This is a genomic window from Pseudomonas sp. AC211 (assembly GCF_979258055.1).
This window is the reverse complement of the sequence record NZ_OZ409830.1, coordinates 210,726-226,829: the sequence shown is the minus strand read 5'-3', so window position 1 is coordinate 226,829 and position 16,104 is coordinate 210,726. Positions and strand designations below refer to the sequence as shown.

The 16,104-nt window shown below is 56.2% G+C and carries 6 protein-coding genes, 2 tRNA genes, 3 rRNA genes and 5 pseudogenes; 6 read left to right on the top strand and 10 right to left on the bottom strand.

Annotation, left to right across the window (positions count from 1 at the left end):
- From ACZZZP_RS01080 to tyrS, 8 genes and pseudogenes are all read right to left on the bottom strand, one after another.
- Nucleotides 1–744 (bottom strand): pantothenate kinase, encoded by a 744-nt coding sequence (locus ACZZZP_RS01080; protein ID WP_463536924.1) that lies wholly within the window; start codon nt 742–744, stop codon nt 1–3.
- A pseudogene (gene birA, locus ACZZZP_RS01075) lies at nt 734–1,687 on the bottom strand (bifunctional biotin--[acetyl-CoA-carboxylase] ligase/biotin operon repressor BirA). The gene ACZZZP_RS01080 and the pseudogene birA overlap by 11 nt, the downstream one beginning before the upstream one ends.
- A 177-nt stretch (nt 1,688–1,864) precedes the next feature.
- Nucleotides 1,865–1,980 (bottom strand): 5S ribosomal RNA (gene rrf, locus ACZZZP_RS01070).
- Nucleotides 1,981–2,122: 142 nt separating this feature from the next.
- A 23S ribosomal RNA gene (locus ACZZZP_RS01065) occupies nt 2,123–5,012 on the bottom strand.
- Between the two features lie 249 nt (nt 5,013–5,261).
- Nucleotides 5,262–5,337: transfer RNA gene (locus ACZZZP_RS01060), tRNA-Ala, on the bottom strand.
- A 26-nt stretch (nt 5,338–5,363) separates the two neighbouring features.
- Nucleotides 5,364–5,440, bottom strand: a tRNA-Ile gene (locus ACZZZP_RS01055).
- 128 nt (nt 5,441–5,568) lie between these two features.
- Nucleotides 5,569–7,104: ribosomal RNA gene (locus tag ACZZZP_RS01050) — 16S ribosomal RNA — on the bottom strand.
- Together the 16S, 23S and 5S rRNA genes with 2 tRNA genes alongside form the textbook arrangement of a ribosomal RNA operon.
- A 544-nt stretch (nt 7,105–7,648) precedes the next feature.
- The gene (gene tyrS, locus ACZZZP_RS01045) at nt 7,649–8,848 is read right to left on the bottom strand and encodes a tyrosine--tRNA ligase (RefSeq protein WP_463384577.1); all 1,200 of its coding nucleotides are present in this window, start codon (nt 8,846–8,848) and stop codon (nt 7,649–7,651) included.
- 212 nt (nt 8,849–9,060) lie between these two features.
- On the opposite strand from tyrS, the gene ACZZZP_RS01040 reads away from it, so the two are divergent.
- Nucleotides 9,061–10,482, top strand: coding sequence for a peptidoglycan DD-metalloendopeptidase family protein (locus tag ACZZZP_RS01040; protein WP_463536201.1), 1,422 nt, complete (start codon nt 9,061–9,063; stop codon nt 10,480–10,482).
- Nucleotides 10,483–10,485: 3 nt separating this feature from the next.
- Nucleotides 10,486–11,578 (top strand): annotated as a pseudogene (locus ACZZZP_RS01035) (anhydro-N-acetylmuramic acid kinase).
- Nucleotides 11,579–11,632: 54 nt separating this feature from the next.
- Here the strand turns inward: ACZZZP_RS01035 and erpA are convergent.
- Together erpA and argC are read right to left on the bottom strand one after the other, a co-directional pair.
- Nucleotides 11,633–11,984: pseudogene (gene erpA, locus ACZZZP_RS01030) on the bottom strand (iron-sulfur cluster insertion protein ErpA).
- 127 nt (nt 11,985–12,111) lie between these two features.
- A pseudogene (argC, locus tag ACZZZP_RS01025) lies at nt 12,112–13,147 on the bottom strand (N-acetyl-gamma-glutamyl-phosphate reductase).
- Nucleotides 13,148–13,343: 196 nt separating this feature from the next.
- On the opposite strand from argC, the gene hemJ reads away from it, so the two are divergent.
- From hemJ to ACZZZP_RS01005, 4 genes and pseudogenes are all read left to right on the top strand, one after another.
- Nucleotides 13,344–13,769 carry a protoporphyrinogen oxidase HemJ gene (gene hemJ / locus ACZZZP_RS01020; RefSeq protein ID WP_463384574.1) on the top strand — a complete coding sequence of 142 codons (426 nt, stop codon included), beginning with the start codon at nt 13,344–13,346 and terminating at the stop codon, nt 13,767–13,769.
- A gap of 65 nt (nt 13,770–13,834) precedes the next feature.
- Nucleotides 13,835–14,796: pseudogene (locus ACZZZP_RS01015) on the top strand (NAD(P)H-dependent flavin oxidoreductase).
- Nucleotides 14,793–15,758 (top strand): alanine racemase, encoded by a 966-nt coding sequence (locus ACZZZP_RS01010; protein WP_463536200.1) that lies wholly within the window; start codon nt 14,793–14,795, stop codon nt 15,756–15,758. The pseudogene ACZZZP_RS01015 and the gene ACZZZP_RS01010 overlap by 4 nt, the downstream one beginning before the upstream one ends.
- Nucleotides 15,722–16,057 carry a hypothetical protein gene (locus ACZZZP_RS01005; RefSeq protein ID WP_463536199.1) on the top strand — a complete coding sequence of 112 codons (336 nt, stop codon included), beginning with the start codon at nt 15,722–15,724 and terminating at the stop codon, nt 16,055–16,057. Before ACZZZP_RS01010 ends, ACZZZP_RS01005 begins: the two co-directional genes overlap by 37 nt.
- Nucleotides 16,058–16,104: the final 47 nt, after the last annotated feature.

Genomic DNA, 16,104 nt, shown 5'->3' with positions numbered 1-16,104 from the left:
TCAAGGCAACGGACATGCGATAGCAAGGCCGACAAAAATCAGGTCGGGCATTACACGCGCAGCAGGCAGAATTTCTTTGACGGATCCCGCATCCCCCCCTGTAAGAAATACAGAAAAGGAGTCACCCCAATATCTGCGAGCCAGCTCAAGCTGAGTTTGAACGAACCCTCGCAGCATCAACGAACAACCTCGCTCCACAGCCTCAACCGTGGAGCGCCCCGGAACTAGGACCTGCATAGCCTCTTCAGCAGCGTCATCTTCGTAACGAATCCGGCGAGTGTGCGTCCGCAGCTGATTTCGCATCAGCGGCAGTCCCGGGCAAATAAACCCACCCAGGTGCTCCCCGCCGGCATCAACAAAGTCTGACGTCACGGCAGTGCCGAGATCCAGAACCAGACAGGCACCACCAGCAAGACGATACGCGCCAAGCACCGCCATCCATCGATCCAACCCTAACCGCTCGTAATCGCTGTAGCCGTTCTTGACACCGGCAGCGGACGGCGCCGGGCGCGCGCACAATGCCAACACACCAAACTGTTGAGACAAGAGCTCCACAATCGATGCTGTCTCCTCATCACTCCTAACACTTACCAATCTCGCCGCGCTGAACACTACGCCTGGTAACGCCCAGAGTGCAGCAAGAAGCTCATCAGCGCTCCCCACTACACCACTATTGAAAACTGCCGCTTGATCCAGCACGCGCCACTTAATAAAGCTGTTGCCGCAGTCAAGCTCAAGAATCATCACGCAACCTCAAACTAAGCTCACCGCCACTATATTGGTGCTCAGTTCCAGCAACCAAGAGGCGCAAGGCGCCCTGGGCATTTACTCCAAGCACAACCCCATCAATGCTCTGACTCCCCGCAGAAAGGCGAACCTTTTGGCCTTGCCACAAATGCTCGACCTCCCACTCCTCCCGAATCGCTTTAAACCCTTCTTTGAGGTGCGTCCGCAAGTAGCGACTTAAATGCACGTTCAAGCTTATTAATAAGCACACTGCGGTCGATCATTTTGCCGCTTTCAAGGCGCATGGACGTCCAAGGCTGGTCGATCACATTCTGACTGCGCATATTGACGTTGATCCCAACACCGATCACTACATGGCAAACATCCGCTGGATCACCAGACAACTCCAGCAATATGCCGGCGATCTTTTTCCGCGCACCAAGATATCGTTTGGCCACTTAAGCCCACCACCTGCGACGCCCAGTTCGCGTACTGCACCCAGCACCGCTAGACCAACGACCAGACTCAGTCCCTCAAACTGAGCCGCCCCACCCTCGGCGCGCAAGAGAAGACTGTAATAAACATTTTCTGCAAAGGGACTAACCCATTGCCGGCCGCGCCGGCCGCGCCCAGCGGTCTGCCGCTCGGCGACTACAAAAAATGGGGGTGAAAATCCTCTTTCGAGGCATCTGAACGCTTCAGCATTAGTCGAATCAATGCTTTCAACCACATAGGGGGACCACCCCCCTGGATTGGGCAGCAGATGATCACGCTCCAATAGAGAGATAGGGCTTTCGAGGGAATATCCTCGCCCGCGCACTTTGTGGATAAGGAGACCGTGCGCTGACTCCAACTCTTTAAGCTGTTTCCAGACAGCCGCACGACTTATACCTAGGGCCCGGCCAAGAGCCTCGCCCGAATGAAAGCGACCATCTTGCAGAAGCGTCAGTAAATCCGGCATTTGCAGTAAGCCCAACTGAAAGTGCACGCATCATATCGATGCACTTGGGGATTGCATAGAAAGCATAGGAAGCTAGTGATCAGGACACTCGAGACAGCCTCGCCGGGCGCGCTTCACTTTTCTGCGCCCAAAAACAAACCCCCTACCCGTTTTCACGAGTAGGGGTTTGGAATTTAAGCTTGACGATGACCTACTCTCACATGGGGAGACCCCACACTACCATCGGCGATGCGTCGTTTCACTACTGAGTTCGGGATGGGATCAGGTGGTTCCAACGCTCTATGGTCGTCAAGCAATTCGGGTGGAGCGTCGCGTTAGCGCAGCTCCAAATTGGGTATGTGATGGTGTTGCGGGTAATTTGTGTGTTTGCCGAATTTTCGGTTTGTATCGTCTTCACACCATCAATTTGCGCTAAGCAAATTGCTTGGGTGTTATATGGTCAAGCCTCACGGGCAATTAGTATGGGTTAGCTCAACGCCTCACAACGCTTACACACCCCACCTATCAACGTCGTAGTCTTCGACGGCCCTTTAGGGGATTCAAGATCCCAGTGAGATCTCATCTTGAGGCTAGTTTCCCGCTTAGATGCTTTCAGCGGTTATCTATTCCGAACATAGCTACCCGGCGATGCCACTGGCGTGACAACCGGAACACCAGAGGTTCGTCCACTCCGGTCCTCTCGTACTAGGAGCAGCCCCTCTCAAATCTCAAACGTCCACGGCAGATAGGGACCGAACTGTCTCACGACGTTCTAAACCCAGCTCGCGTACCACTTTAAATGGCGAACAGCCATACCCTTGGGACCGGCTTCAGCCCCAGGATGTGATGAGCCGACATCGAGGTGCCAAACACCGCCGTCGATATGAACTCTTGGGCGGTATCAGCCTGTTATCCCCGGAGTACCTTTTATCCGTTGAGCGATGGCCCTTCCATACAGAACCACCGGATCACTAAGACCTACTTTCGTACCTGCTCGACGTGTCTGTCTCGCAGTCAAGCGCGCTTTTGCCTTTATACTCTACGACCGATTTCCGACCGGTCTGAGCGCACCTTCGTACTCCTCCGTTACTCTTTAGGAGGAGACCGCCCCAGTCAAACTACCCACCATACACTGTCCTCGATCCGGATAACGGACCAGAGTTAGAACCTCAAAGTTGCCAGGGTGGTATTTCAAGATTGGCTCCACGCGAACTGGCGTCCACGCTTCAAAGCCTCCCACCTATCCTACACAAGCAAATTCAAAGTCCAGTGCAAAGCTATAGTAAAGGTTCACGGGGTCTTTCCGTCTAGCCGCGGATACACTGCATCTTCACAGCGATTTCAATTTCACTGAGTCTCGGGTGGAGACAGCGCCGCCATCGTTACGCCATTCGTGCAGGTCGGAACTTACCCGACAAGGAATTTCGCTACCTTAGGACCGTTATAGTTACGGCCGCCGTTTACCGGGGCTTCGATCAAGAGCTTCGCGTTAGCTAACCCCATCAATTAACCTTCCGGCACCGGGCAGGCGTCACACCCTATACGTCCACTTTCGTGTTTGCAGAGTGCTGTGTTTTTAATAAACAGTCGCAGCGGCCTGGTATCTTCGACCGGCATGAGCTTACGCAGTAAATGCTTCACCCTCACCGGCGCACCTTCTCCCGAAGTTACGGTGCCATTTTGCCTAGTTCCTTCACCCGAGTTCTCTCAAGCGCCTTGGTATTCTCTACCCAACCACCTGTGTCGGTTTGGGGTACGGTTCCTAGTTATCTGAAGCTTAGAGGCTTTTCTTGGAAGCATGGCATCAACCACTTCGCGCTCTAATGAGCACTCGTCATCAGTTCTCAGCCTTAACCGCCCGGATTTACCTAAGCAGTCAGCCTACAACCTTAAACTTGGACAACCAACGCCAAGCTGGCCTAGCCTTCTCCGTCCCCCCATCGCAATAACTAGAAGTACAGGAATATTAACCTGTTTTCCATCGACTACGCTTTTCAGCCTCGCCTTAGGGACCGACTAACCCTGCGTCGATTAACGTTGCGCAGGAAACCTTGGTCTTTCGGCGTGGGTGTTTTTCACACTCCATTGTCGTTACTCATGTCAGCATTCGCACTTCTGATACCTCCAGCAAGCTTCTCAACTCACCTTCACAGGCTTACAGAACGCTCCTCTACCGCATCACCTAAGTGATACCCGTAGCTTCGGTGCATGGTTTGAGCCCCGTTACATCTTCCGCGCAGGCCGACTCGACTAGTGAGCTATTACGCTTTCTTTAAAGGGTGGCTGCTTCTAAGCCAACCTCCTAGCTGTCTAAGCCTTCCCACATCGTTTCCCACTTAACCATGACTTTGGGACCTTAGCTGACGGTCTGGGTTGTTTCCCTTTTCACGACGGACGTTAGCACCCGCCGTGTGTCTCCCGTGCTCGCACTTGCTGGTATTCGGAGTTTGCATCGGTTTGGTAAGTCGGGATGACCCCCTAGCCGAAACAGTGCTCTACCCCCAGCAGTGATACACGAGGCGCTACCTAAATAGCTTTCGAGGAGAACCAGCTATCTCCGAGCTTGATTAGCCTTTCACTCCGATCCACAGGTCATCCGCTAACTTTTCAACGGTAGTCGGTTCGGTCCTCCAGTTAGTGTTACCCAACCTTCAACCTGCCCATGGATAGATCGCCCGGTTTCGGGTCTATACCCAGCGACTAAACGCCCTATTAAGACTCGCTTTCGCTACGCCTCCCTATTCGGTTAAGCTCGCCACTGAATATAAGTCGCTGACCCATTATACAAAAGGTACGCAGTCACCCAACAAAGTGGGCTCCCACTGCTTGTACGCATACGGTTTCAGGATCTATTTCACTCCCCTCTCCGGGGTTCTTTTCGCCTTTCCCTCACGGTACTAGTTCACTATCGGTCAGTCAGTAGTATTTAGCCTTGGAGGATGGTCCCCCCATATTCAGACAAAGTTTCTCGTGCTCCGTCCTACTCGATTTCATTGATAAGAGATTTTCGCGTACAGGGCTATCACCCACTATGGCCGCACTTTCCAGAGCGTTCCGCTAATCTCAAATCAACTTAAGGGCTAGTCCCCGTTCGCTCGCCACTACTAAGGGAATCTCGGTTGATTTCTTTTCCTCAGGGTACTTAGATGTTTCAGTTCCCCTGGTTCGCTTCTTACACCTATGTATTCAGTGCAAGATACTTAACTTATGTTAAGTGGGTTCCCCCATTCAGACATCTCCGGATCAAAGTCTGTTTGCCGACTCCCCGAAGCTTTTCGCAGGCTACCACGTCTTTCATCGCCTCTGACTGCCAAGGCATCCACCGTATGCGCTTCTTCACTTGACCATATAACCCCAAGCAATCTGGTTATACTATGAAGACGACATTCGCCGAAAATTCGAAATACTCTTGATCTCTCAAGAGAACTCACAAATTTTACCTTAGCCTGAATAAACACCAGTGAAAGTGCTATCCAGTCTATCTTTCTATCACATACCCAAATTTTTAAAGAACGATAATACTTTCTAGTCAAAGACCAGAATTCAATATTCAGCCAACAGGCGAATACTCAATTCTGAACTTTACGTGTCGTCGTGGTGGAGCCAAACGGGATCGAACCGTTGACCTCCTGCGTGCAAGGCAGGCGCTCTCCCAGCTGAGCTATGGCCCCGTATCTGAGGCTTCTTCCACAACAATTGGTGGGTCTGGGCAGATTCGAACTGCCGACCTCACCCTTATCAGGGGTGCGCTCTAACCAACTGAGCTACAGACCCAATTGTTCGGGCTACTAGGCTGACAACTCGTCACTGATCCTCCCAAAACCTCTAGGACGACCCTATCGTCTTTCGCAATGAATCAAGCAATTCGTGTGGGAGCTTATAAGGAAGCTGATGTCGTCGATTAAGGAGGTGATCCAGCCGCAGGTTCCCCTACGGCTACCTTGTTACGACTTCACCCCAGTCATGAATCACACCGTGGTAACCGTCCTCCCGAAGGTTAGACTAGCTACTTCTGGTGCAACCCACTCCCATGGTGTGACGGGCGGTGTGTACAAGGCCCGGGAACGTATTCACCGTGACGTTCTGATTCACGATTACTAGCGATTCCGACTTCACGCAGTCGAGTTGCAGACTGCGATCCGGACTACGATCGGTTTTATGGGATTAGCTCCACCTCGCGGCTTGGCAACCCTTTGTACCGACCATTGTAGCACGTGTGTAGCCCTGGCCGTAAGGGCCATGATGACTTGACGTCATCCCCACCTTCCTCCGGTTTGTCACCGGCAGTCTCCTTAGAGTGCCCACCATAACGTGCTGGTAACTAAGGACAAGGGTTGCGCTCGTTACGGGACTTAACCCAACATCTCACGACACGAGCTGACGACAGCCATGCAGCACCTGTGTCTGAGTTCCCGAAGGCACCAATCCATCTCTGGAAAGTTCTCAGCATGTCAAGGCCAGGTAAGGTTCTTCGCGTTGCTTCGAATTAAACCACATGCTCCACCGCTTGTGCGGGCCCCCGTCAATTCATTTGAGTTTTAACCTTGCGGCCGTACTCCCCAGGCGGTCGACTTAATGCGTTAGCTGCGCCACTAAAGTCTCAAGGACCCCAACGGCTAGTCGACATCGTTTACGGCGTGGACTACCAGGGTATCTAATCCTGTTTGCTCCCCACGCTTTCGCACCTCAGTGTCAGTATCAGTCCAGGTGGTCGCCTTCGCCACTGGTGTTCCTTCCTATATCTACGCATTTCACCGCTACACAGGAAATTCCACCACCCTCTACCATACTCTAGCTCGACAGTTTTGAATGCAGTTCCCAGGTTGAGCCCGGGGATTTCACATCCAACTTAACGAACCACCTACGCGCGCTTTACGCCCAGTAATTCCGATTAACGCTTGCACCCTCTGTATTACCGCGGCTGCTGGCACAGAGTTAGCCGGTGCTTATTCTGTCGGTAACGTCAAAATTGCAGAGTATTAATCTACAACCCTTCCTCCCAACTTAAAGTGCTTTACAATCCGAAGACCTTCTTCACACACGCGGCATGGCTGGATCAGGCTTTCGCCCATTGTCCAATATTCCCCACTGCTGCCTCCCGTAGGAGTCTGGACCGTGTCTCAGTTCCAGTGTGACTGATCATCCTCTCAGACCAGTTACGGATCGTCGCCTTGGTGAGCCATTACCTCACCAACTAGCTAATCCGACCTAGGCTCATCTATTAGCGCAAGGCCCGAAGGTCCCCTGCTTTCTCCCGTAGGACGTATGCGGTATTAGCGTTCCTTTCGAAACGTTGTCCCCCACTAATAGGCAGATTCTAGGCATTACTCACCCGTCCGCCGCTGAATCAAGGAGCAAGCTCCTCTCATCCGCTCGACTTGCATGTGTTAGGCCTGCCGCCAGCGTTCAATCTGAGCCATGATCAAACTCTTCAGTTCAAACATATCTGGGTTTTGTGAAAACCCTAAACTTGGCTCAGCAATCGCAAAAAACTCTCAAATTAACGAGTGTTACTTGTGATGCTGATAATCTGGTGACTATCAGTCTTACCTCACAAGCACCCACACGAATTGCTTGATTCAGTTGTTAAAGAACAGTTGGTTAAGCCTTTTGTCTCAACCGAGGCGCGCATTCTACAGCAGCCTCTTATTCCGTCAAGCGATTTCGAAAATTTCTTTTCAAACTCAACCGCTTGCGCTTCAGATCAACTTCAGTCTCTCGTAAGCGGGAGGCGAATTCTACAGCGTTTCAAACCGCTGTCAACCACCTCATTTACCGCTTTTCGATCAACTTACTCGACCGACCAACAAGACCAACCTTCAACCTTGTCAGCCCGGCGCATTCTACGCAGATCGCTCTGCTTTGCAACCTTCAATTTCAACCTAACCTATTGATTAGAAAGAACTTTTAGGAGCCTTCCGCGCCGGAAGAGGTGCGCATTATAAGCACCTGGAAAACGCCGTCAAGGCATTAATTGACCTTTTACTCAGCTTTTAACGTAACCCGCGCAAAAGCCTTCTTACCCGCCTGACAAACATGGGTACTGCCGAGCTTGTATATAAAGGTGCGATCCACAACCTCACCATCTATACGTACGCTGCCAGCGCTCAGCAAATCACGCGCACCCGCAGCGTTCTTTACCAGCCCTGCTCTATTAAGTAGAGAAGCAATTGGTAAATCCTCGGCCGATAACACCTCAACCTCAGGCAAATCGTCTGGCAGCTCACCTTCTTTCATGCGATTGCCGGCAGAGCGATGCGCACTCGCAGCTGCCTCGTCACCGTGAAAACGCGCAACGATCTCTTCCGCAAGCTTGATCTTGATGTCACGCGGATTCGCACCCGCAGCAACATCCGCCTTAAAGACCTCAATCTCCGCCATAGACCGGAAGCTCAGCAGCTCGAAATAACGCCACATCAGCGCGTCAGGAATGGATACCAGCTTGTTGTACATAACCCCCGGCGCTTCCTGGATGCCGACGTAGTTGCCCAGCGATTTGGACATCTTCTTCACGCCATCCAACCCTTCCAGCAACGGCATGGTCAGGATGGTTTGCGCTTCTTGCCCATAAGCACGTTGCAATTCGCGCCCCATGAGCAGGTTGAATTTCTGATCAGTACCGCCGAGCTCAACGTCTGCTTTCAGCGCAACCGAGTCATACCCCTGCACAAGGGGGTAGAGAAATTCATGAATAGCAATCGGCTGATTGGTGGAATAGCGCTTACTGAAGTCATCACGCTCAAGCATCCGCGCCACGGTGTATTGCGAAGCAAGGCGGATGAAGTCGGCCGGGGTCAACTGATCCATCCAGGTGGAATTGAACGCCACCTCGGTTTTCGCCGGATCGAGAATTTTGAAGACCTGAGCCTTGTAGGTTTCAGCGTTATCCAGCACTTGCGCACGGGTGAGCGGTGGACGAGTGGCGCTCTTGCCGCTGGGGTCACCGATCATGCCGGTGAAGTCACCAATGAGGAAAACGACCTGATGCCCCAACTCCTGAAACTGGCGCAGCTTATTAATAAGCACGGTATGGCCAAGGTGCAGGTCCGGCGCGGTCGGGTCGAAACCAGCCTTAATGCGTAGCGGCTGGCCGCGCTTGAGTTTCTCGACCAACTCGGCCTCGACCAATACCTCTTCTGCGCCGCGCTTGATCAGCGCCAGCTGCTCTTCAACCGACTTCATACCCGCCCCGCTACCACCTGATTTTCGAAGGGAACCAACCATACAAGATCACCAACTAATTACAAGTTTGTGCCTGCCGCTTGTCCCTACGCCAAAACCCGGAAAACCATAGGCTTGCCTCGGGGTGATTTTGGTTATATTTTATACAGTTATTTCATATTCATGATTTTCTTCATCTCTTCTTTTCATCTTTTCAAAGTCAAAATCACCTTATGACCTCTATTTCTAAAGCGCCTCCGCCGTATCCGAAAAGTCATCTGCTTGCGGCCAGCGGCATTGCCGCCCTTCTAAGCCTGGCGTTGCTGGTGTTTCCGTCTCGAGAAGTTGAAGCAAAAAAGACCACGCTCAATCTCGACCTCAACGCTAGTGAACAACTTCAAACCAATCCAAGCGAACAGCTGCCACGCTTGCCAGGCGAGACGTCGGCGTCGCCTTTTGCTCAAATTGATCCACAGAACTCCGAGACACAACAAGCCGAGCAGCCTACAGAAAAACTGCAAGCTCCAGTTGCGGAGGCCGCGCCGGTAGATCCCTACACCAAGCTCATCACCGTGGCGAACGGGGACACACTATCGACCGTTTTCCAGAAAGCCGGTCTGACACCCGCTCACCTCCACGAAGCGCTGAGCAGCAGCAACAACGCCAAGCGTTTCGGCCAGCTGAAGATCGGCCAAGTGCTTGAGGTCAAGCTCACCCAAGACGGCGGCTTGCAGCACCTGCAAAGCAAACTCAGCGACCTGGAAACAATCACGCTGGCAAAAACAGACAAGGGCTTTGAGTTCAAACGCGAGCTGACCAAGCCGACCATCCGCACCGCCTACGCGCATGGCGTCATCGACAGCTCCCTTTTCGTATCGGCCAAGCGCGCCGGCCTGTCGCATAACATGACGATGGATTTGGCGAACGTGTTCGGCTACGACATCGATTTCGCGCAGGACCTTCGTGAAGGCGACGAATTCGAAGTGATCTACGAGCAGAAGGTGGTGAATGACAAGAAGGTCGGCGACGGCAACATCCTCGCTGCTCGCTTCGTAAACCGTGGCAAACCCTTCACCGCGGTCCGTTACACCAGCAAACAAGGCTCCACCAGCTACTACACCGCTGACGGCAACAGCATGCGCAAAGCGTTTATCCGCACGCCGGTGGACTTCGCCCGCATCAGCTCGCGTTTTTCGATGGGTCGGTTCCATCCGATTCTGAACAAGATTCGCGCCCACAAAGGTGTCGATTACGCCGCGCCGCGCGGTACGCCGATCAAAGCAGCCGGCGACGGTCGCGTGCAGCTGGCGGGCCGCCGTGGTGGTTACGGCAACACCATCATCATTCAGCACAACAAAACCTACACCACGCTGTACGGCCATATGCAGGGCTTCGCCAAAGGCATCAAAACCGGAAGCATGGTCAAACAGGGTCAAGTGATCGGTTACATCGGCACCACTGGCCTGTCGACCGGCCCGCACCTGCACTATGAGTTTCAGGTGAATGGCCAACATGTCGATCCGCTGAGCCAGAAGCTGGCTATGGCAGACCCCATTTCCGGGCCAGACAAAGCGCGCTTCATGCAAATGAGCAAACCGCTGATGGCGCAGATGGATCAAGAAAAGGCCACCATGCTGGCCTTGAACAAGCGTTAAGCCGTGCCGCGCTATATAGGAGTGATGTCCGGCACCAGCCTTGATGGGCTGGACATCGCTCTAATCGAACAAAGCAACACCACCACCCTTCTCGCTACCCGCTACTTGCCCATGCCGGATGACCTGCATGCCGACTTGCTCGCGCTGTGCAGCTCTGGCCCGGACGAGCTTGCAAGAAGCGCAATCGCTGAACAGCAATGGGCGCGCCTGGCAGCTGAAGGCATCCACGCGATGCTTAGCGAACAGCAACTCGAACCCAAGGATATCCGCGCCATCGGCAGCCACGGCCAGACTGTTCGGCATGAGCCGGCACGCGGCTTCACTATTCAGATTGGCAACCCGGCCCTCCTCACTGAATTGACCGGCGTTACCGTGGTGGCCGATTTCCGCCGCCGCGACGTTGCCGCTGGCGGCCAAGGCGCGCCACTGGTGCCGGCATTCCACGATGCGCTGTTCAGCGACGGAGCCAGCCGCCAGGCCATCCTCAATGTCGGCGGCTTCAGCAACCTCAGCCTGCTTGATCCGCTGCAGCCGGTGCACGGCTTCGACTCCGGCCCCGGAAACGTGCTGATGGACGCCTGGATTCATCGTCACCAGGGTGTTAGCTACGACCGCAACGGCGACTGGGCGGCAAGCGGCACGGTGTCAGAATGAGCTACTCGGTGCGCTCTTGAGCGACCCGTTCTTCACGACCAAAGGCCCGAAGAGCACGGGCCGTGAGTTATTCAACCTGCCGTGGCTGGACCGGCACCTGAGCGAGCGCCCAACCATCAGCCCGTCGGATGTGCAGGCCACGCTGTTAGAGATGACGGCACAGAGCATCATCGGCGCGCTGACCAATGCCCAGCAGGATACGGAACGGCTTCTGGTCTGCGGCGGCGGAGCCCGCAACCTTACGTTGATGAAACGACTCGGCGAACTGCTGCCGGGCTGCAGCGTGCAGAGCACGGATGAGCACGGCGTGCCAGCCGACTGGGTAGAAGCCATGGCGTTCGCCTGGCTTGCGCATTGCTGCATGGAAAACATTCCCAGCAATCGCCCAAGCGTCACCGGAGCTAAAGGCCTGCGAGTTCTCGGCGCCATCTACCCAGCCTAATTGCAGAAACGAAAACGCCGCGCAATCGCGCGGCGTCGTTGTAGCAACCATCACTCAGATCGAGAATGAAGATCCGCAGCCGCATGATGGTCGTTGCGTTCGGGTTCTTGATCACGAAACGCGAACCCTCCAGGCCTTCCTGATAATCCACTTCCGCACCTGCCAGGTACTGAAAGCTCATCGGGTCGACCACCAAGCTCACGCCTTCGCGCTCAACGATGGTGTCGTCATCGGCAACTTCTTCATCGAAGGTGAAGCCGTATTGGAAGCCGGAGCAACCGCCACCTGTGACGAACACACGCAATTTCAGACGTGGATTGCCTTCCTCATCGACCAGGTTTTTGACCTTGTTCGCCGCGCCGTGCGTGAATTGCAGCGGAGTGGGGGTGAAGGATTCGACGCTCATGCTGTCTTTCTCCCGGCCAGTGGCCGACGTGTTACTTGGGGACAGCGGCATTATCCGCTTCCCCTACCAAAATGGTCAACTATTGAACGGCGACCGCCAGCTGCATGCCGTGCGGTCGCTTGGTCTATTACGGCAGCAACGCAGCGTGGGACAGGCCCAAACGCTCGTCCAGCCCAAACAGAATGTTCATGTTCTGTACGGCCTGGCCCGACGCACCTTTGACCAGGTTGTCGATCACCGACAGCACCACCACCAAATCACCGCCTTGTGGGCGGTGCACTGCGATACGGCAGACGTTAGCACCGCGTACGCTGCGCGTTTCCGGGTGACTACCGGCCGGCATCACATCCACAAATGGCTCGTTGGCGTAACGCTTTTCAAACAATTCCTGCAGATTGACGGACTTATCCGTCACCGTGGCGTACAGCGTGGAGTGGATGCCACGAATCATCGGCGTCAGGTGCGGCACGAAGGTCAGACCCACTTCACCGCCCGCAGCGCGACGCAGGCCTTGGCTGATTTCCGGCAAATGGCGATGACCTTTCACCGAATACGCCATCATACTTTCGCCCGCTTCGCGAGAAGAGTGAACCCACTTTCGCGCCGCGTCCGGCACCGCTAACGCCGGATTTGCAGTCAGCGATCAAGCGGCTGTTATCGGCCAAACCGGCTTCCAGCAACGGAAGAAAACCGAGCTGCGTGGCGGTTGGGTAGCAACCGGGCACTGCAATCAGGCGAGCTGCTTTGATTTGCTCACGGTTTACTTCCGGCAGCCCGTACACCGCTTCGCCCAACAGATCCGGCGCGCCGTGGGGCTGGCCGTACCACTGGGCCCATTCCTCGGCATCTTGCAAACGGAAGTCAGCCGACAGGTCGATCACCTTGGTGCCTGCCGCCAGCAATTCGCCGGCCAGCGCATGGGCGACGCCGTGCGGGGTGGCGAAGAACACCACATCGCACGCGCCCAGAGTGGCGGTGTCCGGAACGGTAAAGCTGAGGTTGTCGTAATGACCGCGCAGGTTCGGGTACATCTCATCGACGCGTGTGCCCGCTTCCGAGCGCGAGGTGATAACCACCACCTCAGCCTGTGGATGCTGTGCCAACAGGCGCAGCAGCTCGACCCCGGTGTAGCCTGTGCCGCCGACGATACCGACCTTGACCATCACGAACCCCCTGCAAAACTGAATGCCCGCTGCGGGAAAGCGCAGCAGTCTCCCCGAGTCGGGGAAAGCTGCCGATGATACGGCTGCATCCGTCAACGGCCAACCGCCTTGGTGACGTATGACCGGGATAACCTGTTTAATACGGCCAATTCAGGCGTCCGACCGCCCCTCATTCCGCCGCTCAGGAAACCCCCGAATGCTCTACCTCTGGATCAAGGCCTTTCACATCATCGCCATGGTTTGTTGGTTCGCCGGGCTGTTCTACCTTCCCCGCCTGTTCGTCTATCACGCCATGAGCGAAGACAACGTCAGCAAAGAGCGCTTCTGCGTGATGGAGCGCAAGTTGTATCGCGGCATCATGACGCCCTCCATGCTCGCCACCGTTGGCCTTGGCATCTGGCTGCTGTGGCTCAATCCCAGCCTGCTCAGCCAGGGCTGGATGCACGCCAAACTGACCTTGGTGGTGCTGTTGATTGGTTACCACCATATGTGCGGCGCCATGCGCAAACGCTTCGCCGCCGGGCAGCAAAGCCGCAGCCACGTGTTTTATCGCTGGTTTAACGAAGCGCCGGTACTGGCCTTGCTGGCCATCGTAATTCTGGTGGTCGTGCGTCCGTTCTAACTGCCTCCGCTCTAACTGCCACCGCTGCTGCCGCAGCATTCCTGCGACCGATTTGGAGAATGCCCATGTCTTTGCCCGCCCTGCTCGAACAACGCCTGCGTTTACCGGTAGTTGCTGCACCCATGTTTCTGGTCTCCAACCCGCAGTTGGTATTGGCGTGCTGTAACAACGGCATCGTCGGCAGCTTTCCGGCACTGAATCAGCGCGAAAGCAGCGCTTTCAAGGCGTGGCTGGACGAGATCAATGCGGGCTTGAGCAGCGACGCCGCGCCTTACGCCGTCAACCTCATCGTGCACAACACCAACCCGCGCCTGCAGGCCGACTTGGCCATCTGCGTAGAGCAGCGCGTGCCCATCGTCATCACCAGCCTTGGCGCTGTGAAGGAAGTGGTCGACGCGGTGCACAGCTACGGCGGCCTGGTGTTCCACGACGTGACCACGCGCCGACACGCCGAGAAAGCGGCCGAGGCCGGCGTCGACGGTCTGATTGCCGTGGCGGCCGGCGCGGGCGGGCATGCCGGAACCTGAGTCCGTTCGCTCTGGTCGCGGAAATTCGTCAGTTCTTCCACAAAACCGTGTTGCTGGCCGGCTGCCTCAACCACGGCCATGAAATTCTCGCTGCGCAAATGCTCGGGGCCGACCTCGCCTATCTCGGCACCCGCATGATCGCCGTGAAGGAAAACGACGCACCGCAGGCCTACAAAGACATGATTCTCGGCGCCAAAGCCGCCGACATCGTGCACACGCCCGCCGTCTCCGGCGTGCCCGCGAGCTTTATGCGCCAGAGCCTGGAGCAAGGCGGCTTTGACCTGGCCAAGCTGCAGGATAAAGGCGCGGTGAACTACGGCGAGAAGCTCAAACCCATCAACGACGAAGCCAAAGCCTGGAAAACCGTGTGGTCGGCCGGCCAAGGCGTGGGCGACATCACCGACCTGCCCAGCGTCGCCGAGTTGATTCAGCGCCTGGACAGCGAATACCGCGCCGCCCAGCAACGCACCGCGCAACTGGGTCAGCGCTGGCCGCGATGAACCGGCGCCACCTGCTGGGCCTGGGCGCGCTGGGCCTGCTGGGTGCCTGGGCTGCCCGTCCAGGCGACAACGGCCGCCCTTACGACGACTACTTCGCCACGCTCAACCGCCTATTGAAACAGGACGGCGGCGGCGTGCCGCAGCTGGTAGTCGACATGCAACGCCTGGACGTCAACGCCGAGTTGCTGGCCCAGCGGTTAGGCTCGGCGCTGCCATTGCGACTGGTCGCCAAGTCACTGGCCAGCGACGGTTTGCTCGGCTATCTCGCGCAAAAACTCGCCACGCGGCGCTTTATGGTCTTCCACCAGCCGCAGCTCAATGGCCTGGCGCGGCTGTTTGCGGATGCCGATTTGCTCGTCGGCAAACCGCTGCCGGTAAACGCCGCCCTGAGTTTTTATCAGCAACTGGGCGCGGCCTCCTCGTTCGACCCGGCCCGCCAAGTCACCTGGCTTATCGACACGCCGCAGCGCCTGCAGCAATACGCGGACCTGGCCGCAGCCCTGAAACAACCCGTGCAGATTGCTTTGGAAATTGACCTTGGCCTGGCCCGCGGCGGCTTCTCGACCCCGCAAGCCCTTGGCGAGGCGCTCGCCGCGCTGCGGACCCGCAACACTGATGTACGCCTGCGCGGCCTGATGGGCTATGACGCCCACGTCGCTCATTCGCCGCCGTGGGTCGGCCGCGACCGCGCGTTCGCCGACAGCAATGCCCGCTACCGCGCCTTTCTCGCCGCCGCGCAAACCTTCACCGACCTCTGGCCCGCACAACCCCTGCTCAACGGCGGCGGCAGCCTGACGTACGCGCTGCACGCGCGCGGCGATACGCCGCTGAACGAGGTGGCCGTCGGTTCGGCATTGCTGAAACCCAGCGAGTTCGACACCGACTTGCTCAGCCTCACACGCCGGCCCTGTGGATCGCCACCCCGGTGCTCAAAGCGCAGACCGGCGAATTGCCGTACCTGAGCGGCGTGCAAACGGCGTTGCAGACCTGGGACCGTAATCGCCAACAGGCCTACTACTTATACGGCGGTCGCTGGCCAGCCGAACCGCTTGCCCCCGCCGGGCTGAGCTACGACAGCTTGTTCGGTCGCAGCGCCAACCAAGAGCGGGTGAACGGTTCGCGGGCCACAGACCTGCACGTCGACGACTGGGTGTTCCTGCGTCCGCAACTCAGCGAAGGCCTCATGGACGACTTCAGCGCCCTGCGTCTGCTGCGCAATAACCGCTTCGTGGGGCGCTGGTTGCCAGAAAACATGGGCTGAAGCGTGATGCGCATCACGCGCGCGCTTGTCTGAACATCACTCGGGCC

Coding starts and splice junctions, on each gene's coding strand:
- ACZZZP_RS01080 (WP_463536924.1), bottom strand. CDS start 744: ATGATTCTTGAGCTTGACTGCGGCAACAGCTTTATTAAGTGGCGCGTG.
- ACZZZP_RS01010 (WP_463536200.1), top strand. CDS start 14,793: ATGAACCGGCGCCACCTGCTGGGCCTGGGCGCGCTGGGCCTGCTGGGT.
- ACZZZP_RS01040 (WP_463536201.1), top strand. CDS start 9,061: ATGACCTCTATTTCTAAAGCGCCTCCGCCGTATCCGAAAAGTCATCTG.
- tyrS (WP_463384577.1), bottom strand. CDS start 8,848: ATGAAGTCGGTTGAAGAGCAGCTGGCGCTGATCAAGCGCGGCGCAGAA.
- hemJ (WP_463384574.1), top strand. CDS start 13,344: ATGCTCTACCTCTGGATCAAGGCCTTTCACATCATCGCCATGGTTTGT.